This is a genomic window from Pseudomonas sp. FP1742 (genome assembly GCF_030687145.1).
Classification (GTDB): domain Bacteria; phylum Pseudomonadota; class Gammaproteobacteria; order Pseudomonadales; family Pseudomonadaceae; genus Aquipseudomonas; species Aquipseudomonas frederiksbergensis_D.
Genome location: NZ_CP117460.1, coordinates 567293 through 593568 on the forward strand (window position 1 = coordinate 567293; position 26276 = coordinate 593568).

The 26276-nt window shown below is 59.3% G+C and carries 23 protein-coding genes, 1 pseudogene and 1 riboswitch; of the genes and pseudogenes, 17 read left to right on the plus strand and 7 right to left on the minus strand.

Annotation, left to right across the window (positions count from 1 at the left end; translation table 11 throughout):
• Positions 1 to 5 precede the first annotated feature (5 nt).
• From PSH64_RS02475 to PSH64_RS02490, 4 genes and pseudogenes are all read left to right on the plus strand, one after another.
• A complete protein-coding gene (locus PSH64_RS02475; RefSeq protein ID WP_305479826.1) occupies positions 6 to 1439 on the plus strand; it encodes a PIG-L deacetylase family protein in 1434 nt (477 codons plus the stop codon).
• A gap of 79 nt (positions 1440 to 1518) precedes the next feature.
• Positions 1519 to 1779 (plus strand): annotated as a pseudogene (locus tag PSH64_RS02480) (hypothetical protein); the annotation flags it as partial.
• Positions 1776 to 2930 carry a glycosyltransferase family 4 protein gene (locus PSH64_RS02485; RefSeq protein WP_305479827.1) on the plus strand — a complete coding sequence of 385 codons (1155 nt, stop codon included), beginning with the start codon at positions 1776 to 1778 and terminating at the stop codon, positions 2928 to 2930. The pseudogene PSH64_RS02480 and the gene PSH64_RS02485, both read left to right, overlap by 4 nt.
• Positions 2927 to 3811 (plus strand): glycosyltransferase, encoded by an 885-nt coding sequence (locus PSH64_RS02490; RefSeq protein WP_105340518.1) that lies wholly within the window; start codon positions 2927 to 2929, stop codon positions 3809 to 3811. Before PSH64_RS02485 ends, PSH64_RS02490 begins: the two co-directional genes overlap by 4 nt.
• A 160-nt stretch (positions 3812 to 3971) precedes the next feature.
• On the opposite strand, the gene PSH64_RS02495 is transcribed toward PSH64_RS02490, so the two are convergent.
• Positions 3972 to 5837, minus strand: coding sequence for a bifunctional O-antigen ligase/aminoglycoside phosphotransferase family protein (locus PSH64_RS02495; protein WP_105340654.1), 1866 nt, complete (start codon positions 5835 to 5837; stop codon positions 3972 to 3974).
• Between the two features lie 156 nt (positions 5838 to 5993).
• On the opposite strand from PSH64_RS02495, the gene msbA reads away from it, so the two are divergent.
• The 6 genes from msbA (at position 5994) to PSH64_RS02525 (ending at position 12991) form a co-directional block, all read left to right on the plus strand.
• Positions 5994 to 7796, plus strand: coding sequence for a lipid A export permease/ATP-binding protein MsbA (gene msbA, locus PSH64_RS02500; RefSeq protein WP_105340517.1), 1803 nt, complete (start codon positions 5994 to 5996; stop codon positions 7794 to 7796).
• Positions 7797 to 7980: 184 nt separating this feature from the next.
• The gene (locus PSH64_RS02505) at positions 7981 to 8685 is read left to right on the plus strand and encodes a sulfotransferase family 2 domain-containing protein (protein WP_305479828.1); all 705 of its coding nucleotides are present in this window, start codon (positions 7981 to 7983) and stop codon (positions 8683 to 8685) included.
• A gap of 220 nt (positions 8686 to 8905) precedes the next feature.
• Positions 8906 to 10327, plus strand: a complete 1422-nt coding sequence (gene hldE, locus PSH64_RS02510; protein ID WP_105340515.1) for a bifunctional D-glycero-beta-D-manno-heptose-7-phosphate kinase/D-glycero-beta-D-manno-heptose 1-phosphate adenylyltransferase HldE — start codon at positions 8906 to 8908, stop codon at positions 10325 to 10327.
• Between the two features lie 122 nt (positions 10328 to 10449).
• Positions 10450 to 11424 (plus strand): glycosyltransferase, encoded by a 975-nt coding sequence (locus tag PSH64_RS02515; RefSeq protein ID WP_305479829.1) that lies wholly within the window; start codon positions 10450 to 10452, stop codon positions 11422 to 11424.
• Positions 11425 to 11427: 3 nt separating this feature from the next.
• Positions 11428 to 12132, plus strand: a complete 705-nt coding sequence (locus PSH64_RS02520) for a hypothetical protein (RefSeq protein WP_305479830.1) — start codon at positions 11428 to 11430, stop codon at positions 12130 to 12132.
• A gap of 52 nt (positions 12133 to 12184) precedes the next feature.
• Entirely contained in the window at positions 12185 to 12991 is an 807-nt protein-coding gene (locus tag PSH64_RS02525) for a hypothetical protein (protein ID WP_305479831.1), read from the plus strand.
• A 79-nt stretch (positions 12992 to 13070) separates the two neighbouring features.
• Here PSH64_RS02525 and PSH64_RS02530 read toward each other — a convergent pair whose 3' ends face one another.
• The 4 genes from PSH64_RS02530 to PSH64_RS02545 all read right to left on the minus strand — a co-directional run bounded on the left by PSH64_RS02530 (position 13071) and on the right by PSH64_RS02545 (position 16602).
• Positions 13071 to 14036 carry a metal ABC transporter ATPase gene (locus PSH64_RS02530; RefSeq protein WP_105340511.1) on the minus strand — a complete coding sequence of 322 codons (966 nt, stop codon included), beginning with the start codon at positions 14034 to 14036 and terminating at the stop codon, positions 13071 to 13073.
• 32 nt (positions 14037 to 14068) lie between these two features.
• A complete protein-coding gene (locus PSH64_RS02535; RefSeq protein ID WP_105340510.1) occupies positions 14069 to 14881 on the minus strand; it encodes an aldo/keto reductase in 813 nt (270 codons plus the stop codon).
• A complete protein-coding gene (locus tag PSH64_RS02540; RefSeq protein WP_305479832.1) occupies positions 14878 to 16053 on the minus strand; it encodes an FAD-binding oxidoreductase in 1176 nt (391 codons plus the stop codon). Before PSH64_RS02540 ends, PSH64_RS02535 begins: the two co-directional genes overlap by 4 nt.
• A gap of 216 nt (positions 16054 to 16269) precedes the next feature.
• Entirely contained in the window at positions 16270 to 16602 is a 333-nt protein-coding gene (locus tag PSH64_RS02545; protein ID WP_007939639.1) for a multidrug efflux SMR transporter, read from the minus strand.
• Positions 16603 to 16705: 103 nt separating this feature from the next.
• On the opposite strand from PSH64_RS02545, the gene PSH64_RS02550 reads away from it, so the two are divergent.
• Both PSH64_RS02550 and waaA read left to right on the plus strand, forming a co-directional pair.
• A complete protein-coding gene (locus tag PSH64_RS02550; protein ID WP_305479833.1) occupies positions 16706 to 17596 on the plus strand; it encodes a LysR family transcriptional regulator in 891 nt (296 codons plus the stop codon).
• A gap of 22 nt (positions 17597 to 17618) precedes the next feature.
• Positions 17619 to 18896, plus strand: a complete 1278-nt coding sequence (gene waaA / locus PSH64_RS02555; protein WP_305479834.1) for a lipid IV(A) 3-deoxy-D-manno-octulosonic acid transferase — start codon at positions 17619 to 17621, stop codon at positions 18894 to 18896.
• Positions 18897 to 18996: 100 nt separating this feature from the next.
• On the opposite strand, the gene PSH64_RS02560 is transcribed toward waaA, so the two are convergent.
• Positions 18997 to 20430: a TolC family outer membrane protein gene (locus PSH64_RS02560; RefSeq protein WP_105340505.1), complete on the minus strand. Its 1434-nt coding sequence runs from the start codon at positions 20428 to 20430 to the stop codon at positions 18997 to 18999.
• Positions 20431 to 20461: 31 nt separating this feature from the next.
• Here PSH64_RS02560 and PSH64_RS02565 point away from each other — a divergent pair, with 31 nt between their 5' ends.
• From PSH64_RS02565 to cytX, 3 genes are all read left to right on the plus strand, one after another.
• On the plus strand, positions 20462 to 20629 hold the full coding sequence (locus PSH64_RS02565) for a hypothetical protein (RefSeq protein ID WP_181150631.1): 168 nt from the start codon (positions 20462 to 20464) through the stop codon (positions 20627 to 20629).
• A 7-nt stretch (positions 20630 to 20636) separates the two neighbouring features.
• A riboswitch (TPP riboswitch) is annotated at positions 20637 to 20742 on the plus strand.
• 166 nt (positions 20743 to 20908) lie between these two features.
• A complete protein-coding gene (thiC, locus tag PSH64_RS02570) occupies positions 20909 to 22798 on the plus strand; it encodes a phosphomethylpyrimidine synthase ThiC (protein WP_105340504.1) in 1890 nt (629 codons plus the stop codon).
• Between the two features lie 104 nt (positions 22799 to 22902).
• The gene (cytX, locus tag PSH64_RS02575; protein ID WP_305479835.1) at positions 22903 to 24195 is read left to right on the plus strand and encodes a putative hydroxymethylpyrimidine transporter CytX; all 1293 of its coding nucleotides are present in this window, start codon (positions 22903 to 22905) and stop codon (positions 24193 to 24195) included.
• On the opposite strand, the gene PSH64_RS02580 is transcribed toward cytX, so the two are convergent.
• The gene (locus tag PSH64_RS02580; protein WP_105340502.1) at positions 24164 to 24910 is read right to left on the minus strand and encodes an RsiV family protein; all 747 of its coding nucleotides are present in this window, start codon (positions 24908 to 24910) and stop codon (positions 24164 to 24166) included. The two genes, cytX and PSH64_RS02580, sit on opposite strands and share 32 nt — an antisense overlap.
• A 229-nt stretch (positions 24911 to 25139) precedes the next feature.
• Between PSH64_RS02580 and PSH64_RS02585 the strand changes: the two genes are divergently transcribed.
• Entirely contained in the window at positions 25140 to 25757 is a 618-nt protein-coding gene (locus tag PSH64_RS02585; protein WP_105340501.1) for an NUDIX domain-containing protein, read from the plus strand.
• The gene (locus PSH64_RS02590) at positions 25748 to 26200 is read left to right on the plus strand and encodes a DUF1249 domain-containing protein (protein WP_007939629.1); all 453 of its coding nucleotides are present in this window, start codon (positions 25748 to 25750) and stop codon (positions 26198 to 26200) included. Before PSH64_RS02585 ends, PSH64_RS02590 begins: the two co-directional genes overlap by 10 nt.
• Positions 26201 to 26276: the final 76 nt, after the last annotated feature.

Genomic DNA, 26276 nt, shown 5'->3' on the forward strand with positions numbered 1-26276 from the left:
AATCCATGAGCCGCAAACAGCAACTGCTCAAGCGTCATCGGCGCAACAAACGCATCGGTCTGTTGATTGCGTTGATGCTACTGATCGCCATCGGCGTGCTGGTGGCCTGGTGGCTGCCGCTGGTGCTTGCGGTGCTGGGCTGGATCGCCCACGAGGCGTGGTTTGCCGACCATCTGTTTTATTCCTCCCAAGACGATTACCAATACAGCTTCCCGCCGTATACCCCACAGCCCAAGATCCACCTGGACGGTGAACGGCTGTGCCTGGATGAGGGCGTCATGCTGGTCGATGACGCCACGCTGATACTGGCGCTACGGGTGAAAAGTACCTGGCTGGGACGCTTTATCGATCCGGTGGTCGAGTTGCTGGGGGGCGATAGTCCCGACCGGCAAACATTCGAGCGCGGTGTAAACGGCTTGCGTTACCTCAATCTCAGTGGTCAGGCACACGTGCTGTCGCAAGGTAAGTTGCGTTTGCGCGGGCGTTTCTGCCGATTGCTCGGCGAGCCTGTACTCTGGGCGTTCGAACAACCGGACTACCGCCGTCAGCGAGTGATGGTGATTGCGCCCCATGCCGACGACGCTGAATTGGCCGCCTACGGTTTGTACAGCCAGGCCGACGAAGCCTGGATCGTCACCCTGACTGCCGGTGAAATCGAAGCCGAACATTATCAACAGATGGGCCTGAACACGGTCGAGGCGGCTCGCCTCAAGGGCCGTTTGCGGGCCTGGGACAGCATCGCTGTACCGCGCTGGGCCGGGGTGCCCGAGGCCCATTGTGTGCAGTTGGGGTATTTTTGCCTGCAACTGGCCAAGATGCAGGCCGAGCCGGCCACGCCGGTGGGGTCGCGCGAAGCGGATTTGAGCGACACCCGGTTGTTTCGTCAGTTGAATCCATTTGCCCTGCCGGGCGATGTCGATGGTGCGCCGACCTGGAATAATTTGCTGGCCGATCTGCGTGAGCTGTTGCTGAGGGCGCGTCCGCAAGTGATCGTATTGCCGCACCCGACCCTCGACCCGCACCCGGATCACATCTGTGCCCAGGCAGCGGTTCTGGAAGCGTTGAGCGGCCTGGAGTGGCAGCCGACCACCATGCTTGGCTACGCCAACCATCTGCATGACAATGATCGTTGGCCAATGGGGGATGCGGCTCATGGCATCGCCCTGCCGCCGGCGTTCGATTCGACAACGCCGATGCAGCCCTGCTGCCTGCCAATGCCTTTGGCGCGTCAGCGTGATAAAGCCATGGCGCTGGGCATGATGCACGACCTGCAACCGCCCATGCCGTTCAAGCGCCGTTTGCGACGGTTGATACAGTGGTTGCTGGCCCGTAGAGTGCCGCCGGTCTATGGAGAGAATGAATTCTTTCGCAAGGCGGTCAGGCGCCATGAGTTGTTCTGGGTTCTGAAGCATGGTGAAACCTCTGTGAGGCAGAAATGACATATCGCGTGGCTTGGCATGGCGGCGTGTCCAGGCAGCAATGAGTATTTCTGTGATCAATCCATGCCCACGTATTCTTACTGATTCCGTATTTACCCCAGGTGGTTGCATCAAGTGGCACGATGGCACGGATGACTTTCCACACCAATGGTATTGGCGCAATGGCTGTTTGAGTAACGATCGCGATGGCGATCGCCGGTTTCCGTATTTCCACTTCGTCTGCTGGAAACGCAACGAGTGGTCACGGTTGCCCCCACCCGATCCAGCCGAGATCAGGCGCCTCGCCGCCGAGCCGGCCTGGGTCATCGATGCGACTGGTTTTCACCGGGGAGAGTTATGAGTCAACGGTCAAAGGTTCTGCAGTTGCAGCCTGACTACAACGTCAAAGCCCATGATTTTGCCGACCTCGCGGAGCAGATCGTCAAGGCCCTGCCGAGCGAACGCTATGAAGTGACCGCGGCGTTCCTGCGCGGCAAGCCGGGGGCTGGCGAGGCAGTGAGTCGCGCCGACCGCTCGGTGTATTTCGAGTTTTCCGACAAATCCCTCAAGGGCATGCGCCTGCGCGCCATGTGGCAGCTGTACAAGTTCTGCCGCACAGAAAAATTCGACGTGGTGATTTGCAACCGCTTCAAACCGGTGAACATGATGCTGGCGCTCAACCGCTGGTTGAAGGTGCCGCTGTGCATCGGCATCTCCCACGGTTTTGGCGAGTACGACCGGTTTTACCGGCGCCGCCAGACCCAACGCCTGATCGATCGCCATTGGCGCTTCGTCGGTGTGTCGCCAGCGGTCAAACAGTACCTGCTCGATTGCGACTGCGGCTTTACCGACCAGAATACCTACGCAATCACCAACGCCATCGACATCGAGCAGGCTGAAGGTTTGCAGCACAGCCGCGAGCGTGCCCGCGAATTGTTGGGTATCGATCCGTCAGTGCGCTTGATCGGCGCATTGGGCCGGCTGGTGCCAGTCAAGGGCCACACCTATCTGCTGCAGGCCTTTGCCACCCTCAAGGACAAATACCCGAACACCCAACTGGCAATCATTGGTGCGGGGCGTGAAGAATCGCGCCTGGCCGCCGAGATCGAGCGCCTGGGGCTGACCGGTCGCGCACATTTGCTGGGTTTCAAGGAAAACGCCTTGCAGTATGTTCGGGCGTTCGACATCTGGACCATGCCATCGCTGGCCGAAGGCCTGGGGCTGGCGTTGCTCGAGGGCATGAGCGGGCATCTGCCGGTGATCGCCTCGAACGTACCGGCGATGTTGCCGCTGATTCAGGGCGCAGGGGGGCTGGCGATTACCCCGGCGGACGTGCCGACGCTGGTCGCTGCGCTGGACAATTACCTGGGGCTGTCGGATGACGAGCTCAAGACCAAGGGCGAACAGGCCTATCGTTATCTCCAGGAGCAACACGACATCGAGGTGTTCCGTCAGGAGTACCTGAACCTGATCGATTCCGGCTTGAGCCAAGCCCGCAAGGAGCAACCATGAGTGACGCGCAACCTCTTGTCACGGTCATCATCGCGTCGTACAACCATGGTCGTTATATCGAGGAAAGCATTCTCAGCGTCCTCAATCAGACCTACAAAAATATCGAGTTGCTGGTCATCGACGATGGCTCCAGCGATGACAGCGTCGAGCGCATCAATGCCTTGCAGGCGCGGCACGGTTTCGATTTCCGGGTCCAGCAGAACCAGGGGCTGACCAACACCCTCAACGGCGCCATTGCGCGCTCAAAGGGTAGTTTGATCGTGCCGTTCGGGTCCGATGACATCATGCTGCCGGAGCGCATCGCCACCCAGGTGGCGTATATGGACGGCAAACCCGAGGTCGGGATCTGCGCCGGCAACATCGAGCTGATCGACGCCGACGGCAACCTCTATCCGGAGAAACGTCAGCGTCGCGATGTACCGTTCCGTCGTCTGGATTTCGATGACATGTTTCTGGAGCGCAAGCCCTATCCGCCGGCACCGACCTTGATGATCCGCCGCGAAGCGCTGGACAAGGTGGGCGGCTTCGATCCGAACATTCGGCTGGAGGACTTGCTGATCGAATTGAAGGTGACCCGCGCCGGTTACTTCATTGATGGCCTGAATGTGCTGATGGCGCGCTATCGCAAGCACGCCACCAATTCCTACAAGAATAACCGCTTCATGATCGACAACATCCTGCGCTCCTACGCGCTGTTCAGCGATCATCCGCTGTACGACGAGGTACGCTACAAATTCCTCAGCTCGATGTTCCTGAAAACCTCCAATCGCGACCGCAAGCTGGCGCGTGAACTGCTGGCGCAGATACCGTTCAAGGCCTGGAACAAGAAGACCTGGCGTGGTCTGGGGCGGTTGTATTTCTCGCCGCTGGAGAAAGACTGAACCCGCCCTGGCGCGTTCTTGCCTGGATTGTGTGATCAAGCTTTAACGAGCGATCTTCTCGGCCGCCAGACAAGCTGATACAGGGTGTAGATGCCGATCAGGCGCAGCACCACTTGTAGCCAGCTTTCACGATGGATGAAACCTTGGCGGCCAACAACCGTTAATGGGCCCGGGCGGGATGACTCCCTGCCAGCACTTGCCTGTGCAGATTAGCCACGGCTGATTTCGACGCCATCACGGCATATCCCTGAAGCAGTGCGTCAAAGTGGTCTTCGAACAGCCAGCGTCGATCTTCGGTGTAACGCTGCATATGGCGCAGATTGCGTTTGCGCAGGGAAAGGCTCAGCGATGACGGATAAATGCGCATATCCGCCAGATCGATCAGGCCGAACTCACCGTCATCCAGGACCAGTACATTGCCCAGGTGCAGGGAGCGGAAATAGACACCTTGTTCATGCAGCTGTGCCATGAACTTGCCGAAACGCTCAACCAGCGCCTGGCGCACCGCAGGCGCGGTGATGCCTTGAAGCACCTGGCGCAAGGTGTTGCCCGGTAGCGGCGAATAATGCACGGCACTGCTGCCGTCCCTGAATCGGTACAGGTCCAGAATTTGCGGGGTCGGGATTCCCATGTTGCGCAATTGCACGCTGTTGGAGGCAAAGCGTTCGGAATAGGGATTGAAACTGCCCGAGGTGTACCAGCGACGAGGACGGAACAGCTTGAGGAAGCTGCCATCGATCAGGCGCAAGACTTTGGGGCCCAGCCCGTCTTCTTCAATCACTTGGGCATTGGCGATCAGTTGTTGCTCGGCCATTGGCGTCAACGTTTTAATCGACATCGCCAACAGGCGTCTGGCACGCTGGTTGATGCTCAGCGCGGCGATCAATGCCAGCGGAATCCACAGCAGGAACCAGTGCTCCTTCGGCCGGGAGATTATCCCGCCGCCTTCGGTCATGCCTGCGCCGATGCCAAATACCAGCCAGCTCGAGGCGATGATGAACAGCGGTTGCAGGCGATAGTACCAGCTGTTCAGCAAGCCCCGGGCCTGGAAGAACAGCCACGGCAGCAAACCGAAAATACCGACGTAATAGAGCACACCCAAGGCGAAGCTGTGGGGCTCTTGCAGGGTGTAACCGATACCGGGGTCGAGGGTCAGGGGGGCGTTGTAGCCATGACCGATCCACGGATGATCGGCAATTTTGTGCAGGGCCAACTGCCAGATTTCGAAGCGGTAGGAGTCGCCGCGTTCGATGATCATCTGCGAAAACAGTACGGCAACCCCTGCGCCGCTGATAACCAGGGCGCCCAGCAACACGAAAGAGCGACGGTTCCAGCAAATGAAGCTCAGCCAGAGCGCAGCCAGTGTCAATGCAACCAGCGGGGTTCTGGAGCCGGTAGCGATCACCGCAGTGAACATGATCGCCATCGCCGGGATGCTCAACCAGAGCATCTGGCGACGCTTGCAGGTCATGCTCAGGCTTATCCAGTAGGTACAAAAGAAGCCGAACACATGGGAACTGAGCAACGGATTGTCGAATGCGCCGCCACCGATCAGGCGCATGCCCGGTTCGTAAATGCGGCTGAACATGAACAGGTTGTAGATCGAAACGATCAGCCCGACCATCGCGGCACTGAACAGCAAGGGCTGGACGATCTCGCTTCGATAGCGCACCAGCAGGTAGCTGCCGGCGAACAGCAATAGCGTGTGCAAGGAGGGTTTGAACTGGCCAACGATGCTTCGCTCCATCGGCGGCCCCCAGCTCAGGCTGAGCAAGGCCCAGGCGACGAACAACAGTGCCGCGACGAAGATCGGTTCGCGCAGCAACTCTTTGAGCTCACGGGGACGCAGGCACAGGGCAATAAACGATGGAATACTGAACAGGCCATAAAAAAGCTTGTGATGCAGACTGCGGCCCGGCAGAAAGAACAGCGCGCACAGAAGCAGGAAGTAGCCGAGTGGAAGAATCCAGAGGCAAATGAAATCGAAGACTCGATTGGACGTGCTGTTGAAACCACTGAGTTGCATGCTGAAAGATTCAATCCTGAAGTTGATCGGCCATTTCGGCGTGATGGCTATTTGATGCTTGATATGACGCATAACAATAACAGCCTTTATGCGATTGCCAGAACCCGGAAGAAGCTGTGCTAAAGTCAGCGTCCTTTTTATCGACATTCGCGTGATATGACCGACTCCAGTCTCAGCGCAAGCCCATCGAGCTTGAAAATCTACTTCCGCCTGCTCGGCTATGTCCGGCCGTACATCAGTCTGTTTCTGATCAGCATCGTCGGCTTTCTGATTTTCGCTTCGACTCAGCCGATGCTCGGCTACATCCTCAAGTATTTCGTCGACGGCTTGTCCAATCCCGAAGCGGTGCTGTTTCCAACCGTGCCGTACCTGCGCGATTTGCAACTGCTGCAGGCAGTGCCTCTGCTGATCATCCTGATCGCGGCATGGCAGGGGCTGGGATCTTATCTGGGCAACTACTTTCTGGCCAAGGTTTCCCTCGGGCTGGTCCACGATTTGCGGGTGCAGTTGTTCAACAATTTGCTGGTCTTGCCCAACCGTTATTTCGACAAGCATAACTCGGGTCATCTGATATCGCGCATCACCTTTAACGTGACCATGGTCACGGGGGCGGCCACAGATGCGATCAAGGTCGTAATCCGTGAAGGCATGACGGTGATCTTCCTGTTCGCCTCGCTGCTGTTCATGAACTGGCGGCTGACGCTGGTCATGGTTGCTATCCTGCCGTTGATTGCCTTGATGGTGGGCACCGCCAGCAAGAAATTCCGCAAACAGAGCAAGAAGATCCAGGCCGCCATGGGTGACGTCACCCACGTGGCTTCGGAAACTATCCAGGGCTATCGCGTGGTGCGCAGCTTCGGCGGCGAAGTCTACGAAGAAAAGCGTTTCTTCAACGCCAGCCAGGGCAACACCGAAAAGCAACTGCGCATGACCCGCACCGGCGCCATCTATACGCCGCTGCTGCAACTGGTGATCTACAGCGCCATGGCGGCGCTGATGTTCCTGGTGCTGTACTTGCGTGGTGATGCATCCGCCGGTGACATGGTGGCCTACATCACCCTGGCAGGCCTGCTGCCTAAACCGATCCGCCAATTGTCCGAAGTCAGCTCGACCATCCAGAAAGGAGTGGCCGGCGCCGAAAGTATCTTCGAGCAACTGGACGTCGAACCCGAAGTCGATACCGGCACTATCGAGCGCGATGCCGTCAGCGGTCGGCTGGATGTGCGCCACCTGTCCTTCACCTATCCGGGCACCGAGCGTCAGGTGCTCGATGACATCAGTTTCTCGGTCGAACCTGGGCAAATGGTGGCGTTGGTGGGACGTTCGGGCAGTGGCAAGTCAACCCTGGCGAACCTGATTCCGCGCTTCTATCACCACGACAAGGGCGAGATCCTGATCGATGGCATTGAAGTGGAACAGTACAAATTATTGAACCTTCGCAAGCACATCGCCCAAGTGACCCAGCATGTGACACTGTTCAGCGACACCGTGGCCAACAACATTGCGTATGGCGATCTGGCCGGCGCACCCCGCGAAGACATCGAGAAAGCGGCGAGAGATGCTTACGCGATGGACTTCATCGCGCAATTGCCCGAAGGCCTGGACACCCAGGTAGGCGAGAATGGCGTATTGCTGTCCGGCGGTCAGCGTCAGCGTCTGGCGATTGCCAGGGCCCTGCTGAAGAATGCGCCGTTGCTGATCCTCGACGAAGCCACTTCGGCCCTCGATACCGAGTCCGAGCGGCATATCCAGGCTGCGCTGGATCAGGTCATGAAAGGCCGGACCACCCTGGTGATCGCTCACCGGTTGTCGACGATCGAGAAGGCTGACCTGATTCTGGTCATGGATCAGGGCCGGATCGTCGAGCGTGGCACCCATGCCGAGCTTTTGGCGCAGAACGGCTATTACGCCCGCTTGAACGCCATGGGCCTCGACGCCCCGGCTGAAGATATCGCCTGACTTCTATGAGGGTGAGCCTGGCTCACCCTCGCATTTGCCGGCGTGCAACGCGTCCGGTGGTTTGTATCCAGATACTTACGCTTCTTGACCAAGCCGGAATAAATCTCGGCAACGCGCTTGTTAAGGTTCCTGAACGAACGTTGACTTGAATCGAGAGGATGATCCCTTTCGCGCGGGTGCTGCCATGCTGCAACGATATCTCTGGAAACTATTGCCCAAACCGCAGCGGGCTTTTCTGCTGGGGCGCCTTTCGGTTGTGGACCGTCAGGTGGTCAACACGTCGATGTCGGCCAATCTGAGCTTTCCCCAGGCCTTCGAACAGCATTCCTGTCTATTCATTCATGTCCCCAAATGTGCCGGGGGCAGTGTGTGTGTGGCGATGTTCGATGGCTGGAGCCCCGGGCACTTGCCGTTGTATTGGTACGAACAGCAATTTCCCGAGCAGTTTGCCGCCAGTTTCAAGTTCGCCTTCGTTCGTGATCCGCTGGAAAGGGCCTACTCGGCTTATGCTTTTTTACGGGGCAACGAGTTGGGGCGACGGGATAAGACGGCGCAGAAACTGGTCAGCCACTACCGCGACTTCGATGATTTCGTTGCTCGCTGGCTGCATTCGGAGACGATCAGCCTACAAATGCATTTTGCCGCGCAAACGGATTTTCTCACCGATTCCCTGGGGCGCCTGGCCCTGGATTTCATCGGCTATCAGGAATATCTGGAGCGGGATTTCCGGCTGGTCTGTGAGCAACTGGGTCGCTCGCTGGTGTTGCCCCACGTCAACTGCTCGCAACAGCGGCGCCCGATGCTTGCCCGTGATTTCTGCTCGGTGCGTACCCGTCGGCTGGTGCGGCGGGTGTACCAGCGCGATTACGAAATGCTCGGTTATGAGTGAGACCTTGTCGATGCCGGTTCCCGAGGCGCCGCTGACGGCGGAATGCGAGATCGATACCCAAACGCTGCAACTCGCGGACGCCTGTCGCAAGTTATCGTCATTTCTGCTTAATAAATGAACAGAAAATCCCGCCGATTCATCCGGTTGCAGCCATCACGCAAGCCAGCGCCAACCCTGTGCTAATATCGCGCCCTTGTTCATTTTGTATGTGGGTTGCTCCATGAAGTTGTCCATGCCGCGATTCAATCAAGCCCCTGTCTTGGTGGTCGGCGATGTCATGCTCGACCGTTACTGGCATGGTGGTACCTCACGGATCTCCCCTGAGGCGCCGGTACCGGTAGTCAAGGTCGAGCAAATCGAAGACCGCCCGGGTGGTGCCGCCAACGTCGCCCTGAACATTGCCGCGCTCGGTGCTCCGGCCTCGCTGGTTGGCGTGACCGGCGACGACGAAGCGGCCGACAGCCTGGTCAATAGCCTCAAGGGCGCCGGCGTGCGGGCCTTGTTCCAGCGCATCGCGCACCAGCCGACCATCGTCAAGTTGCGGGTCATGAGCCGTCACCAGCAATTGCTGCGTATCGACTTCGAAGAGCCTTTCGCAACCGACGCCCTGGCGCTGGGCGAGCAAGTTGACGAGCTGCTCGAAGGCATCAAGGTGCTGGTGTTGTCCGACTATGGCAAAGGCGCGCTGAAAAACCACCAGGTACTGATCCAGGCTGCCCGTGCCCGTGGCATTCCGGTGCTGGCCGATCCCAAGGGCAAGGATTTCTCGATCTACCGTGGGGCGAGCGTGATCACCCCGAACCTCAGCGAGTTCGAAACCATCGTCGGCGGTTGCGCCGATGAACACGAGCTGGTGAGCAAGGGGGCGCAGTTGATGCACGACCTGGACCTCGGCGCGCTGCTGGTGACCCGTGGTGAGCACGGGATGACGCTGCTGCGTCCGGATCATCCGCCGCTGCACCTGCCGGCCCGTGCCCGTGAAGTGTTTGACGTGACCGGCGCCGGTGACACGGTGATTTCGACCCTGGCGGCGGCGATCGCCGCTGGCGAAGAACTGCCCCATGCGGTGGCCCTGGCTAACCTGGCGGCGGGTATCGTGGTCGGCAAGCTCGGTACCGCTGCCATCAGCGCGCCGGAACTGCGGCGCGCGATCCAGCGTGAAGAGGGCTCCGAGCGTGGAGTGCTGGGTCTGGAGCAGTTGCTGCTGGCGGTCGATGACGCACGTGCGCACAATGAGAAAATTGTCTTCACCAACGGCTGCTTCGATATCCTGCATGCCGGCCATGTGACCTACCTTGAACAGGCGCGGGCCCAGGGTGATCGTCTGATCGTAGCGGTCAACGACGATGCGTCGGTGAGCCGCCTGAAAGGGCCGGGTCGTCCGATCAACAGCGTCGATCGTCGCATGGCGGTACTGGCAGGGCTTGGCGCAGTGGATTGGGTGATCAGCTTCGCTGAAGGCACCCCGGAAAACCTGCTGCGCGAGGTCAAGCCGGACGTACTGGTCAAAGGCGGTGATTATGGGATCGACCAAGTGGTCGGTGCAGACATCGTCAAAGCTTACGGCGGGACGGTGAAAGTGCTGGGGCTGGTGGAAAACAGCTCGACGACGGCGATCGTCGAGAAGATCCGCAGTCGTTGAGGTGGGTGTTTCTCATTTTGTACTGTATGTGAACGGTTTTACCGTGAGGGTATAACCGTTTCCGTTGACGTTGGCCGGTACGAACCCGCGCTTACCTGCTTTTGTCTTGTGGTAATTATTTTATGAAAGTCATGCTCCTGGTGATGGATGAGCAGCGCGTCATATTGGACCGCCTGTATGAAATCGTGCAGCAGAATTGCACCGATTGCGTTGTCTATCGCCTAAGCAAACCACAACAGATGAATCTCGGTCCGTTTCTGGCTTCAGTCAATTATCAGAACTTCGACCGAGTCGTGGTTTTCTCCAGGGTCAAGCGCCTCGTCCCGCAGGTCAGAGTTCTGAAGTGTATTCCCGGGCTGATTTTTCTCGAACATGACGCCTATCAGAACTACATGCCCAACAGTAAGTACCGGCGGGTATATTCGCGCCTGTATAGTCGTCTCCCAAGCTCTCGCGTACTGGTTTCTGGAGCTGTTGTTGCGCGTAGGATGCAAGCTGAAAATATTGATGCAGTGTTCGTTTCAAAAGGGTATGACGAACAGATGCTGCATAACATGGGCGGTGTTCGAGACATTCCGATCGGTTTTCTGGGCAGTCTGAAAAGTACCGAATATGCGCAGCGCAAGGCAGTCCTTGAATCGCTGGCTCGGCGTACCGGCATGTTGGTAACCCGGACCCAGTCAGGCGCCGAATATCTGGAAACACTCAATCGCATCAAGATTTTTGTCAGTGCCGATATAGGCATGGGCGAATTCATGATCAAGAACTTTGAAGCCATGGCCTGTGGCTGTGTATTGCTGGCCTGGAGTCAGGGTGAAGAAGATCGGTTGTTGGGTTTTCAGGATATGCACAACACCGTGTTCTATCGCTCCGAAGATGAGGCACTGGAAAAACTCAAGCTGTTGGAGAGTGACCCTGCGTTAGCGGCTCGTATCGCCAGTAACGGGCAGGTGTTCGCTGAGAGCCAGTATTCCTTCGCACGCGTGGGGCGTACCCTCGCTGTTGAAATCCAGCGTGAAATGCGTCCTTGGCGACCGCCATCAGCATTCACTCGCCTGTGGGTCAAGTTACGCCATGGGATGAAGGTTCCGGAGTAGCTTATGGACGGTCAAAAGCCTCAAGCCTGTGAACAAGTAGCGCTGGATGGGCTGCCTGGTGGGCACCAGTCCGTTATGGATGGACTGCCGGAAGCGTTGAAAGAGTGCTTGCGCACGGCCGCTCGTGTTGTGCTTATAGCCAATAATCCGGCTATTACGTCGGCCGATTTCCAGGCGCTGAATATTGGCATCGATGACGTAGTGGTCAGTTTCAATACCTGTGTTAAATCAGCATTGCTTTGCCCGCAGAGCGTCAATGTATTCGTGCATGGTTTCAATGCGCCGGATGCCTACTTCTTCGGCCTTCCCTATGGAGCTGAAGTGCAGCGACTTTTCCAACACGCTGGCGAGCGTTGCTTCACGATGCTGGTGGGAAGTACGCAGGCGATGTGCCCTCTGCCGCGAGTAGCTCTTTTTTGGGAGCGTATTCCTTTACCGGCGCTGTGGAACTACCCGGTCGATCGACCGGGAGGCAAACGTTATGTTGGACCTTCCACCGGCTTCAATGCGCTGGTGTTGTTCGATTGGCTGCGCAGCCACACCGGTTATACCTATCAACTGATGACGCTGGGTTTTTCCAACGAGGCAGGGAAGCTCTGGAGCGGGCATGCCTGGGACTATGAGCGGGACTGGTTGCAGAAGTCGGACGTCATTGTCGTGCCTTTGCAGCGTCGTCGTTGGTGGCAAGTATTGCTTCGTCGCAAATGACGCCAGCCGGACGCGGCAAAGTGGGCTCGTTTTCTTTCAGGGGTGTTGTCGAGTGTTAAATATTGCGGTGGCTTTTTTTGGTATTCCAAGAAACTCGGAAATCTGCTTTCCCTCCATTCAAGAAAGCGTTCTTGCGCAGTTGCCTCCGAACAGCAACGTAAAATGCTTTTATCATCTGTATAAAATCGACGAAATCCAGAACACGCGTTCAGGTGAAAGAGGTGAACTGAAGGCGGACAACTACAAGGCCTTCGAGTCAATGACGGGCTTGCTCACCTCAACGGAAGGTGTTCTGGAACATTGGAACTTTGAACAAGTCAAGGCACTCGGCGATACCTGGGCGGATGAGTACGCATCACTTCGCAACCTGATCTATCAGCTGAATTCGCTGCACACCGTCACGGCCATGATGGAGTCCTTCAATCCTGATTTCGTTGTATTCGTTCGGCCGGATAATTTCTATCACACACCCCTTCCCGCTTATGTGTTCAACCACCCCGAAGCCAGGCGGCGGAATAGCTATATCCCTGATTGGCAGTGGTGGGGAGGGCTGAACGATCGTTTTGCCATTTGTGGGCGTGATACCTACAGGGCTTATGGGAAAAGGATTGAGCACATCTTCGACTTCTGCAAAGCGACAGGAAGGACGTTACATTCCGAACGACTGCTCAAATACGTACTGCAACAGGCAGGAGCCAGGATCTGCACCATGGATACCCAGGCTTCCCGTGTTCGTATTACCGGTGCATTTGCTGATGAGTCGTTCTCTCCCAAGCGAGGCATGGGCAAACGCGAGAATCGCTACTTTCATTTATTTGCGCAGTTGCGCACGTTCATGGACAAGCAGCGATCTGGCTAGGCGAAAGTCGCGTGAGATGTGGCTTTGGATCGTAACGCCAATCTGGAAATCTCACTCAACAGCCGCGACGACTTCACCATTATTTACTCAGCGTTCCCCGCACCAGCCTCACCAGTCGGAGAGCCTTTACGCTCAGTTGCTTCAACCCTGGTCGCTGAGCTTTCGGTACTCCCAGCCCTTGTTGTGCGATCCAGTCCTTCCAGCGAATACGTTCTTCACGGACCACCCAGCCTTGCTGGATAGCAAAGCTCTCCGCCAGATACAGTCCACGGGTACTGGCCGGTAAAAGTTTATCGCGCTTGAGCGTATACAACTCGGGAAGGGGCACCCCATCTTCAAGGGGCATCAAGTACAAGTCGGGACGTTTGCGATCAAGCCGGGCCACCAGTTGATCGCCCTCCAGCCGTTCGTCGACATGGAACAGACTCAGGGATTTGGCTTCCTTGGGCACGTCCAGGCGCAAGTCGTAGATCAATTGCAGTGATGCGGTCGGCAAGTGCACGTAAGCCTGCGGGCGTTCGATCAGCGGCATGTTGGCGCAGCGCACCGGCCGCGCCGAGCCGGACAACGGGGTCAGGCGGAACGGCAAAGCCTCGCGATAGTGCAGCGCAGAGGAGTAGGGCGCGGGTAGCCAGGTTTCGTTGAAACGGCCGCCAAGCCAGCCTTCCGGGGTTTCCAGCAGGCACTCTTCGGCAATTTCCTGGGTTGCCGTGTGCAGCGGCAGGTTCAGTTCATGGGCTGGCACGTAACCGGAGATCAGCTTGAGGACCACATCGCCGCGGTCCTGTCGACGCTGACGCACCAACACCCAGTAATCGCGATTCTGCCAATGCAGGGTCAGGCGCACCGAAACGCCAAGGTTCGCCAACTCCAGGGCAAACCGCTCGCTGTCGGCCACCGTCACCGGACGGCGGCGTTGCAGGGTCTGGGAAAAATTCAGCGGCATCCCGACGCTCTGATAACTCAGGCCTTCGGGTGTCGCTTCCACGAATAACGGCAGGGTCTTGAAGTTGCTCGGGTTCTTTCTTATGAGCGTACGCGGCATGTCGGCTCCTGCTTAAGGCCGCGTGGGCGGCATCAGTTTCTACGAAGGACCTGGGCAACGGTCGCGACGTTATGGGCGAGGTGCAGCGGATTGATGGTCCCGACAATAGCACTGGCCACCCCCGGGTGTTCAAACAACAGTTCGAAGCTGGCGCGCACCGGGTCCACGCCCGGGCTCAGGCACACATGGCCGCTGGCCAGGGCCTTTTTAACCAGGATCGCTTTGCCGTGAGCAGCAGCATAGTCAATGACGGCCTTCTCGTTCTGTTCGTTCAGATTGTAGGTGACCATCGCGCAATCACCTTGTTCCAGAGCCTTCAAACCGCCGTCGACGGTTTTTCCGGAGAAGCCGAAGCCACGAATCTTGCCTTCGCGTTTTAGCTCGGCAAGGGTCGCATACACCTCGCTGCCATTGAGGATTGCCAGGTCGTTGCCATCGGAATGCACCAGCACCAGGTCGATAACATCGGTTTCCAGGCGTTGCAGGCTGCGTTCCACCGAGAACCGGGTATGCGTCGCGCTGAAGTCATGGCTGGACTGGCCGTCGGCAAATTCTTCGCCGACCTTGCTGACGATTACCCAGTCCTGACGCTGACCTCGCAGTAGCGGGCCGAGGCGCTCTTCGCTGCGGCCATAGGCCGGTGCAGTGTCGATCAGGTTGATACCCAGGTCGCGCGCGAGTTTGAGCAACCTGCGCGCTTCGTCATCGCCGGGGATCTGAAAACCGTTGGGGTATTTCACCCCTTGATCGCGGCCAAGTTTCACCGTACCCAGGCCCAGCGGCGAGACCAGCAGGCCGGTGCTGCCCAATGGGCGATGCAAGTCGTGCAGGGTCGGTTGGCTCATGGCAGCAGTTGCTCCCAGGCAGGAATGCCCATCGGCGGTTTCGGCAGTTCCGGCAACGGCGCCGGATGGCTCGGCTGAATGCCGTCGCGTTGCAGTGAGGCGATGACGCGGTCAGCGAAGTCCGGCGCCAGGGCCAGCTTGGTGGGCCAGCCCACCAGCAGACGATCCTGCTCGGCGAGAAAGGCGTTGTCCGGGCGGGTTAGGCCCGATTGCAACGGCTCGGCGCGGTCGACCCGCAAGGTTGCCCACTGCGCGGTACTCAGGTCGATCCACGGCAATAGTTGGCCAAGTTCCTTCTGGGCGGTGGCGATTTGCGCGGCAGGATCGCGGGCCACGCCTTCGGCTTCGGCAATGTCGCCACCCAGGTACCAGACCCACTGGCCATCGGCGGCCGGGTGAGTGGTCACAGTGATGCGCGGCTTCGGCCCGCCACCCAGGCAATGGGCGTACAGCGGTTTGAGGCCTGGGCCCTTGACGATGACCATGTGCAGCGGGCGGCGTTGCATGGCCGGCTGGCTCAGGCCCAGTGCCGTGAGCAGGTCGGCGGTGCCGGCACCGGCGCTGAGAACGATGCGTTGGGCGCGGATCTCGCGTTCGTCGACTTTCAAACCGACCAGTACGCCGTTTTCCAGCAGTGGTTCAATGTGCTGACCGGCCAGCAGGCCGTCGCCGGCCAGCTCGGCCAGGCGCCGGATCAGGCTCGGCACGTCGACCACCAGTTCTGCCAGGCGATAGACCTTGCCCTTGAAGCGCTTGTCTTGCAGGGCCGGGGGCAGTTGTTCGCCCTTGACCTGATCGACCCGCCCGCGCACGGCCTTGCTGGCAAAGAAACTGGTGAGGTTGCCGGCGAGGGTGCCGGGGGACCAGAGATAATGAGCTTCGGAGAGCAGGCGCACGCCCGACAGGTCCAGCTCGCCGGCGCCGGCCAGGGCTTCACGCCAGCGTCGCGGCATGTCGGCAATGGCTTCCGAGGCGCCAGTCAGGGCACCGTGCAAGGCGTACTTGGCGCCGCCATGGATGATGCCCTGGGACTTCACGCTCTGCCCGCCGCCGAGGCTGGCGCTTTCCACCAGCACGGTCGAAAAGCCCTGGCGGCGCAGGCGCGCATTCAGCCAGAGGCCGGCGACACCAGCGCCGACAATCAGAACGTCGGTGGAAATAACGGATGGCATGCAGCGACCTCAGTGTTCAAGACGAGGGCGCAGTATACAGACTCGATGCGCAGGGGATTTGTTGGTGATCAATAGGGAGATGCAAAACCTGTGGGAGCGGGCTTGCTCGCGAATAGGGCATGTCAGTCGACATCAATGTTGTTGCCTGGCACACCGTTTTCGCGAGCAAGTCGGATCGCCGCACCGCCGCTCCCACAATAGATCGTGCTTCGGGTTTTAGTGTCCGGCAGTCTTCGAGAACAGCTGGATAACCACCACACCCAGCACAATCAGCGCCATCCCCAGCATTGCCGGTACATCCAGTTTCTGCCCGTAGATAAACAGCGCCGCGACGCTGACCATCACGATGCCCATGCCGGCCCACACCGCGTAGGCCACGCCGACCGGAACGCTGCGCACCACCAGGGTCAGCATCCCGAAAGCAATGCCGTAACCGACGATGACCAGCAGCAGCGGCAGTGGCGTGCTGATGCCTTTGACCGCTTTCATCGAAACGGTAGCAATCACTTCGGCGCAGATGGCAATGGCCAGGTAGTAGTAAGCGGTCATGGTTCAATCCTCGTAAGAAGTGTTGCTCTCTGAGGTCGGCATTTTAGTGATTGGCCAGATGCGGTAAAGTCATTACCTATCTGTTCTGAAGATGGGTTGAGCCATGAACATGCAATGGAATCTGGAACAGCTGCGCTTGTTTGTCAGGGTAGCGGAGCAACGATCGTTTTCCGCGGTGGCGCGGGATCAACGCAAGGCGCAGTCGGCGGTCAGCAGTTCGATTGCGCTGCTGGAGGAGGACTTGGGCGTCAGCCTGTTCGACCGCAGCAGTGGTCGTCAGCCGAAACTCACCGAAGCCGGTACCGCCCTGCTTGAAGAGGCGCGGGAAGTGCTGCGCCAATGTGAGCGCCTCAACGGCCGGGCATTGGCGATGATGCGCGGTCAGGAAGCGAGTCTGCGTGTGGCCCAGGACGAGGCGATGCCCTATCAGGCGGTGGTTGAAAGCTTCGAGGCCCTGGCTGAACAATTTCCCAGCCTCGAAGTGCAGCTGACCAGCGCCGCTCAGGGCGATGTGGCGCGCAAACTGGTGGAGCGCCGGGCGGACCTGGGCTTGCTGTTTTATCATGAGCAGATTCCCGAAGCCCTCGAACGGCGTGTGCTGGGTAGTGTCGAGATGGTCACCGTGTGCGGCGTGGGGCATCCAATGGCCAGGCAGATGCAGGTCGATTGCCAGCAACTGGCGCAGCATCGACAGTTGCTGATGTCCACGCAGTCCAGCGTCTACCCCGGCAGTGAGCCGGCCAGCCCGCAGGTGTGGCGTGCCGACAGTTTCTACGTGATGGCCGAATGGGTGATGCGCGGCCTTGGCTGGGCCTGGTTGCCGCGCCATGTGGTGCAGTACCCGGCGTATCAGAATCTGATGGTTGAACTGACCAGTGAATGGACGCCCCCGGCATTGATTGTGGAACTGGTCTGGCGCCGCGACGAGCCCCTCGGCCCGGCAGCCCGTTGGCTGGCGGAACGTTTTGCCGTGCACTTGCAGGCGATCGGCTAAAAAACCGATAAACTCCGCCGTCATGAATAGAACTCTCTACACCGCGCTGTTTTACCTGGGGCTGCCATTGGTAGCGATTCGGCTTTGGCTGCGGGCGCGCAAGGCGCCGGCGTACGCCAAACGCATCGGCGAACGTTTCTCCCTCGCGCTGCCGGCGATGAAGCCGGGCGGCCTTTGGGTGCACGCGGTATCGGTGGGTGAAAGCATCGCCGCGGCACCGATGATTCGTGCCCTGCTGCAACGTTATCCGACGCTGCCGATTACCGTCACTTGCATGACCCCGACCGGGTCCGAGCGCATCCAGGCATTGTTTGCCAATGAGCCACGCATTCAGCACTGCTATCTGCCCTACGACTTGCCCTGCGCCGCGGCGCGATTCCTTGATCGGGCCCGGCCAAAACTGGCGGTGATCATGGAAACCGAGCTCTGGCCCAACCATATCCATCAGTGCGCCAAACGCGGGATTCCCGTGGCCCTGGCCAATGCACGACTGTCAGAGCGCTCGGCCAAAGGTTATGGCCGCTTCCATAAACTGACCCGGCCAATGCTCGCCGAGATGAGCCTGTTCGCGGTGCAGACCGAAGCCGAGGCCCAGCGTTTTCGCGATTTGGGCGCGCGCCCGGAAACCGTCGAAGTGACTGGTTCGATCAAGTTCGACCTGACTATCGATCCGCAGCTGTTGCAGCGTGCCGCCGAATTGCGGGGACAATGGCAGGCGCTGGAACGCCCGGTGTGGATCGCCGCGAGTACCCATGAAGGTGAAGACGAAGTGGTGCTCGATGCCCATCGTCGGCTACTGGCCAATCACCCCGATGCCTTGCTGATTCTGGTGCCGCGTCACCCGGAGCGTTTCAATCCGGTGTTCGAGTTGTGCCGGCAAAAAGGTTTCGCCACGGTACGGCGTTCGACGGGTGAGCCGGTGACCGCCGACACGTCGGTGCTGCTGGGTGACACCATGGGCGAGTTGCTGTTTCTCTATGCCTTGGCCGACAGCGCTTTCGTCGGCGGCAGCCTGGTGCCCAACGGCGGCCATAACCTGCTGGAGCCGGCGGCCCTGGCCAAACCGGTGCTCAGCGGGCCGCACCTGTTCAACTTCCTCGAAATCGCCGCGCAGTTACGCAGCGCCGGAGCGTTGGCCGAGGTCGATGATGCCGAAGGGCTGGCGCTGGCGGTGCAGCGGCTGTTCGAACTGCCGCGCGATGCGCAGCGGATGGCGGAGGCGGGGCTGAAGGTGATGCGCACCAATCAGGGCGCGTTGCAGCGGTTGCTGGATGGGTTGGGGCGGTTGATCGAGCGTTAGACCGGTTGCCTGAAACAAAAAGATCGCAGCCTTCGGCAGCTCCTGCAGGGTGTACATCGATCCCAATGCAGGAGCTGCCAAAGACTGCGATCTTTTGCTTTTAAGGTTTGGCTTTGAGCTGTTCCGCCGCAGCCTTGGCCAGATCCGGTGGCAAGAAGTCCTTGTCCGGGTTGTAGTCGGCTTTGAGGTAACGCGTCAGGTCCTGCAAATCCCCCGGGTTCAAGGTGCCGGCGGCCTGCTTCAGGCGCAGGTTGTCGAGGATGTAGTCGTAGCGGGTGTTGTTGTAGTTGCGCACCGAGGTGTACAGCTGACGCTGGGCATCGAGCACGTCGACGATGTTGCGCGTCCCCACCTGATAACCGATTTCGGTCGCTTCCACCGCGCTCTGGTTGGAAATGATCGACTGCCGACGCGCCTGCACCTGTTCGACGTCGGTGTTCACGGCGCGGTGCAGATTGCGGGTGTTTTCCACGACCTGGCGACGCAACGCTTCGCGTTGTTGCTCGGTCTGATCCAGCCGTGAATAAGACTCACGCACCTGGGAGCTGGTGAGACCGCCGCTGTAGATCGGGATGCTCAATTGCAGGCCGACGGTGCGTTGTTCGACATCGCCACCGTAACGCACGCCGGTCGCGCTCGGGTTGGTAAAGCCGAGGGCGTCGTTGTCACCTTTCTTGTATTGCGCGACCGCATCCAGGGTGGGGGCATGCCCGGCCTTGCGTTGCTTGAGGGTCTCTTCGGCGGCGCTCACCGCGTAGTTGCTGGCCAGCAAATTCAGATTCTGTTTGGCGGCGGTATCGACCCAGGCCTTGGCGTCGTTCGGTGCCGGCGGCAGGATCGGCAAGGTGTGGACGATGCCCTGGATCGAGTTGTACTGGCGATTGGTCAGGGTGATCAGCGCTTCGAACGCGTCATCCACCTGACGCTGGGCGAGAATCCGGTTGGCCCGCGCGGTGTCGTAACTGGCCTGGGATTGCAGCACATCGGTCTTGTCCGACAGGCCGACGTCGAAGCGCTCGTTGGACTGGTCGAGCTGGCGCTTGAAGGCTGCTTCTTCGGCTTTGGTCGAGGCCAGGTTGTCCTGGCTGCGCAGCACGTTGAAGTAGCTTTCGGCGCTTTGCAGGATCAGGTTCTGTTCGGTAGCCGAGAGTTGCAGGGCGGCCTGTTCATTGACGTCCTTGGCGGCCTGGAACTGGAACCAGCGGTCGGCGCGGAAAATCGGTTGCGACAGGGTCGCCTGATACACCGTGCCGCTGCGGTTCGAGGTTACCGATGGCTGATCGAGCGCGGTGCGGGTGTCGTTCAGGTTGGCACCGGCCGACAGGTTGGGCAGCAACCCGGCGCGGGCCTGGGGCACGACTTCCTTCTGGGCGCCGTATTGGGCGCGGGCGGCGGCGATATCGGCGTTGTTGTCCACCGCTTCCTGATAGACGCTGACCAGGTCGGTCTTGGTCGATAAGGGCGCTTCTGCTGCCCAGGCCATTCCATTGGACGCACAAGACACGGCAAGGGCCAGTGAGAGTTTGCGCAGCATGAGGCCATCCCTAAAAAATTATGCTGATAATTTGAACGCCAAGGCTACGGCGCGGCGCACTGCAGCGTCAAGGCAGAGCGTCAAGGCGCGGCACGGCGTAGCGAGTGTAGTTGCACGCAGTCACGGCAACAATCCGCTGATTGCGCCATTCATCACGGTGTTTACCGTGGTGTTGGCGTTCTTTGCCGGTTATGTCTAGACTGGCCGGGTTCTTGTCGGGGTGCCTTGCTATGAGGCTGAGATCGAATAATTTCGGATCCCGTTGAACCTGATCAGGTTAGCGCCTGCGTAGGGAACAAGATTTCTCGTCACCCGGCGAGTCCTCTTGTGCTTCGTCCGGGATGTTGTTCGACAATCGAACACCCCTCGAGCATCGAGCACAGCACCTGCTGGAATTTCCAGCGCCCGTGCGTCCATTCGTTTACAGGTTCGCTCCGACAAAAATCCACTGCCTGGATGTGTGTCTGGAGAGCCCGTGATGACTACAAAATCAAAAATCGCAACCAACCTGAGTGATTCGGCCAAGGTCGATCAGCAATCGGTTCAGCCGTTTACCCGCTCGCAAAAAATCTATGTCCAGGGCACGCGCCCCGACATCCTCGTGCCGATGCGCGAAATCAGCCTTGATGTGACCCCGACCGACTTCGGCGGTGAAATCAACGCGCCGGTGGTGGTGTATGACACCTCGGGCCCGTACACCGACCCCAACGTCATCATCGACGTGCGCAAAGGCCTGGCCGATGTGCGTTCGCCGTGGATCGAATCCCGTGGCGACACCGAGCGTCTGTCCGGCCTGAGTTCCAACTTCGGTCAGGAACGCCTCGCCGATCCGGAGCTGACCAAGCTGCGCTTCGCCCACGTCAACAACCCACGCCGCGCCAAGGCGGGTGCCAACGTCAGCCAGATGCACTACGCCCGCAAAGGCATCATCACCGCCGAGATGGAATACGTCGCCATCCGCGAAAACATGAAGCTCGAAGTGGCCCGTGCCGCAGGCCTGCTGGACCAGCAACACGCCGGCCACAGCTTTGGCGCCAGCGTGCCGAAAATCATCACCCCGGAATTCGTCCGTGAAGAAATCGCCCGCGGTCGCGCGATCATTCCGGCGAACATCAACCACACCGAACTGGAACCGATGATCATCGGCCGTAACTTCCTGGTGAAGATCAACGGCAACATCGGCAACAGCGCGCTGGGTTCGTCCATCGAAGAAGAAGTGGCGAAATTGACCTGGGGCATTCGCTGGGGTTCGGACACGGTCATGGACTTGTCCACCGGCAAACACATTCACGAAACCCGCGAATGGATCATCCGTAACTCGCCGGTGCCGATCGGTACCGTGCCGATCTATCAGGCACTGGAGAAGGTCAATGGCGTCGCCGAAGACCTGACCTGGGAGCTGTTCCGCGACACGTTGATCGAGCAGGCCGAGCAGGGCGTCGACTACTTCACCATCCACGCCGGCGTGTTGCTGCGCTATGTGCCGCTGACCGCAAAACGCGTGACCGGCATCGTCTCCCGTGGTGGTTCGATCATGGCCAAGTGGTGCCTGGCGCATCACAAGGAAAACTTCCTCTACACCCATTTCGAAGACATCTGCGAAATCATGAAGGCCTACGACGTCAGCTTCTCGCTGGGCGATGGCCTGCGTCCGGGCTCGATTGCCGACGCCAACGATGAAGCGCAATTCGGTGAGCTGGAAACCCTCGGCGAGCTGACCAAAATCGCCTGGAAGCACGACGTGCAGTGCATGATCGAAGGCCCCGGCCACGTGCCGATGCAGTTGATCAAAGAGAACATGGACAAGCAGCTCGAGTGCTGCGACGAGGCGCCGTTCTACACCCTCGGCCCGCTGACCACCGACATCGCCCCGGGCTACGACCACATCACCTCCGGTATCGGTGCGGCGATGATCGGCTGGTTCGGTTGCGCCATGCTCTGCTACGTGACGCCGAAGGAACACCTGGGGCTGCCGAACAAGGATGACGTGAAGACCGGGATCATCACCTACAAGATCGCCGCTCACGCTGCCGATTTGGCCAAAGGGCACCCGGGCGCGCAGATTCGCGATAACGCCTTGAGCAAGGCGCGGTTCGAGTTCCGCTGGGAAGACCAGTTCAACCTGGGTCTCGATCCGGACACCGCGCGCTCGTACCACGATGAAACCCTGCCGAAGGATTCGGCCAAGGTCGCGCACTTCTGCTCCATGTGCGGACCGAAATTCTGCTCGATGAAGATCACCCAGGAAGTCCGTGAATACGCGGCCAACCAGCGGATCGAAACTGTCGACGCCGACGTCGCCAAGGGACTGGCGGAACAGGCTGAGCGGTTCAAGCAGGAAGGTAGTCAGCTGTACAAGAAGGTTTGATCTGACCTGTGATTGACGGCGGCTGTGCTGCCGTCTTCGCGAAAGCGCCAGATCAGGCACCAAAAATCCCACAGACACACTTATCCCTCCGAGATAACACCCCCTTGAGCATCCAACCCAGCACTTACTCCCCGGATACCGCGGTACCGACCGACAAGCGCGTCTTCGGCGGTCGTGATCTGTTTTCCCTGTGGTTCTCCCTCGGCATCGGCCTGATGGTGTTGCAGACCGGCGCGCTGCTCGCTCCGGGGCTGGGCCTGTCCGGCTCATTGCTGGCGATTTTTCTCGGCACGCTGGTCGGCGTGCTGTTGCTGGCCGCTGTCGGCGTGATCGGCAGCGACACCGGGCTGTCGTCGATGGCCGCGCTGAAACTCAGCCTCGGTAAAAAAGGTGCGAGCCTTCCGGCGGTGCTGAACCTGCTGCAACTGATTGGCTGGGGCTCGTTCGAAATCATCGTGATGCGCGACGCCGCCAGCCTGCTCGGCGCCCGTGCATTCAGCGAAGGCAGCCTGTGGTCGAATCCGCTTTTGTGGACGCTGTTCTTCGGTGCACTGGCGACCTTGCTGGCGGTCAGCGGCCCGTTGACTTTCGTGCGCAAGATCCTGCGCAAGTGGGGCATCTGGCTGCTGTTGGCCGCATGCATCTGGCTGACCTGGAACCTGTTCGCCAAGGCCGATCTGGCGGCGTTGTGGGCGCAGGCCGGTGATGGTTCGATGCCGTTCGCCGTGGGCTTCGACATTGCGATCGCGATGCCGCTGTCCTGGCTGCCGCTGATTGCCGACTACTCGCGTTTCGGCAAGCGTGCGAAGAATGTCTTCGGCGGTACGGCACTGGGTTTCTTTATCGGTAACTTCTGGCTGATGAGCCTGGGCGTGGCCTACACCCTGGCGTTCGCGCCGAGCGGTGAAGTGAATGCCTTGCTGCTGGCGCTGGCCGGTGCCGGTCTGGGCATTCCACTGCTACTGATTCTGTTGGACGAGTCGGAAAATGCCTTTGCCGATATTCATTCGGCAGCGGTGTCCAGCGGGATTCTGCTGCGCTTGAAAGTCGAGCATCTGGCCTTGGCCATCGGCGTGATCTGCACGCTTATCGCTTGCCTGGCGCCATTGGCCCAGTACCAGAACTTCCTACTGTTGATCGGTTCGGTGTTTGCGCCGCTGTTCGGCGTGGTGCTGGTGGATCATTTCATCCTGCGCAAACGCAGTAGCCAGGTGGCGTCGGCTGCCTTGCGCTGGCCGGCGTTGCTCGCCTGGTTGGGCGGGGTGAGCACCTATCACCTGCTGGCCAATCTCTATCCGGACATCGGCGCAACCCTGCCGTCGCTGGTACTGGCAGGGCTGCTGCAACTGGTGCTTGGTCGGGCCTTCAGCTACGGCCGGGAAACAGCTCAGGCTTGAGAATGCCGTTCAGGCGCGGGTAGGGGATCTTCAGTTCGACGTGGCCCAGTGCGTAAGGCGCGAGGGTGCTCACTTCGTACTTGAGGATCACCCCGCCGTAGGTCAGCGCCACGTTCTGGGTTTTGACGAAGGGCCAGCGTTTGACGAACTCTGGCTCCTGATCGAGCTTGGTGCTGATCAGCCAGCTGTTGTGCGCCACCTGGGCCGCTTTCCAGAACGCTTCTTCCTGACCCGGGATCACCATGTCCGAGAGGGTCAGCACTTTATGCTGCTGACGTGAATAGTTGATGAAACCGCGGCCCGGCGTGCCATGGTCACCGCCGGTGTCCAGGTAGCTGGACAATTCAATGATCACCAAGCCGTCATGCTGTTCACGTACCTTGGCTTGCAGGTAGCTGCTGTAGTGCGGCCCGGCACTGCTTAAAAACTGCTCTCGATACGCCGCCAGCGTCGGTGCCACAGGGGCGTCGGGCGCGATGCGGGTCATTTGCAGCAGGCGTTTTTCGATGATGCCGTCCAGCGCGGGTTCAGCCGGGAAACGCAGCGTATCGATGTTCACCAGCGGGCAATCAGGATTGGCGCAACCTGGTTTCAGCTGTTCGGAAGCGTCGCGGGTGGTTTCCAGCGGCGCCCGGTAATTGGGCTGGAACAGACTCTGGCACGCACCCAGGGTCAGGGCGATGGCGGCCACAGAGGCGATCTTGAAAAGCGACATGGGCGTCCTTAATGAAACAGGGGAAGGCGAAAAGTTACCCGCTTCGACTCTCAACGAAGCAGTCAGTTCGCCACTAAGCTAATTAGAGTTGGTTTCGCCCTCACCGTCTATCCCGCTGACTGTAAAGGGGCTGCATCAAACATGGCGGGCGCGTTAGGATGGCGCGAAGTCGAGGTTGCAAGTAACAAAAAGGAGCCTCGTACAGGATTTGAGTAAACGAGGATTGTTCATGACTGATTTTGCCAACGCCATTCCGACCGCCGTTGATATCGTTCGGCGCGAAAAGTGCTATGAGGGCTTCTACAAGCTCGACCGTGTGCACTTGCGCCACGAATTGTTCGCCGGAGGCATGAGTCGCGAGATCAATCGTGAAGTGTTCGTGCGCCACGATGCGGTGTGTGTGTTGCCTTACGATCCGCAGCGCGACGAAGTGGTGCTGATCGAGCAGTTTCGCGTCGGCGCCATGGGCAAGACCGACAATCCGTGGCTGATCGAACTGGTCGCCGGTCTGATCGACAAGGACGAAATACCGGAAGAAGTTGCTCACCGCGAAGCGCAGGAGGAAGCTGGGCTTGTATTCGGGGCACTCTGGCCGATGACCAAATATTTTCCATCGCCGGGTGGCAGTAACGAATTCGTGCATTTGTATCTGGGGCGTTGTGACAGTGCCGGGGTTGGCGGCCTGCATGGGCTGGAGGAAGAGGCAGAAGATATTCGCGTCACGGTCTGGGCTTTCGACGATGCCCTGCAAGCCGTGCGCGACGGACGTATTGCCAACGCGCCAAGCATCATTGCCTTGCAATGGCTGGCTTTGAATCGCGTTGAAGTGAGGGGGTTATGGTCGTAAACAAGCTGCGCGATCGCTATCGGGTCGATCTCGTGGGGCTGCAAGCTTCCTGCGAGGCCAACTACGCGCGCCTGATGCGGCTATTGCCAGACATGCGCAACGATCCGGCGGCCCGGCGCATTGCCGTGACCCAGGGCGACCAGATGCTCGGCGTGCTGGCCCTGGAAGTGCTGCAAGCCTGTCCATACACCACCACCTTGCAAGTGCGCCAGGAACACAGCCTGCCCTGGTTGCCGGTGCCGCAACTGGAAGTTCAGGTGTACCACGACGCGCGCATGGCCGAAGTTATCAGCGCCGAACATGCACGACGCTTTCGCGGCATCTATCCTTACCCGAACGCCGCGATGCATCAGCCGGACGAAAAGGCCCAGCTCAATCTGTTCCTGGGGGAATGGCTGAGTCATTGCCTGGCTTGCGGACACGAGTATGCCGTTGTGCGCTAAGAGCCCTGTGTAGTTGTGAACTGCGTCCGGTTCACAGGTTTCCTCTTTTGATCGTCCCCCAGCATAATTACGGCAC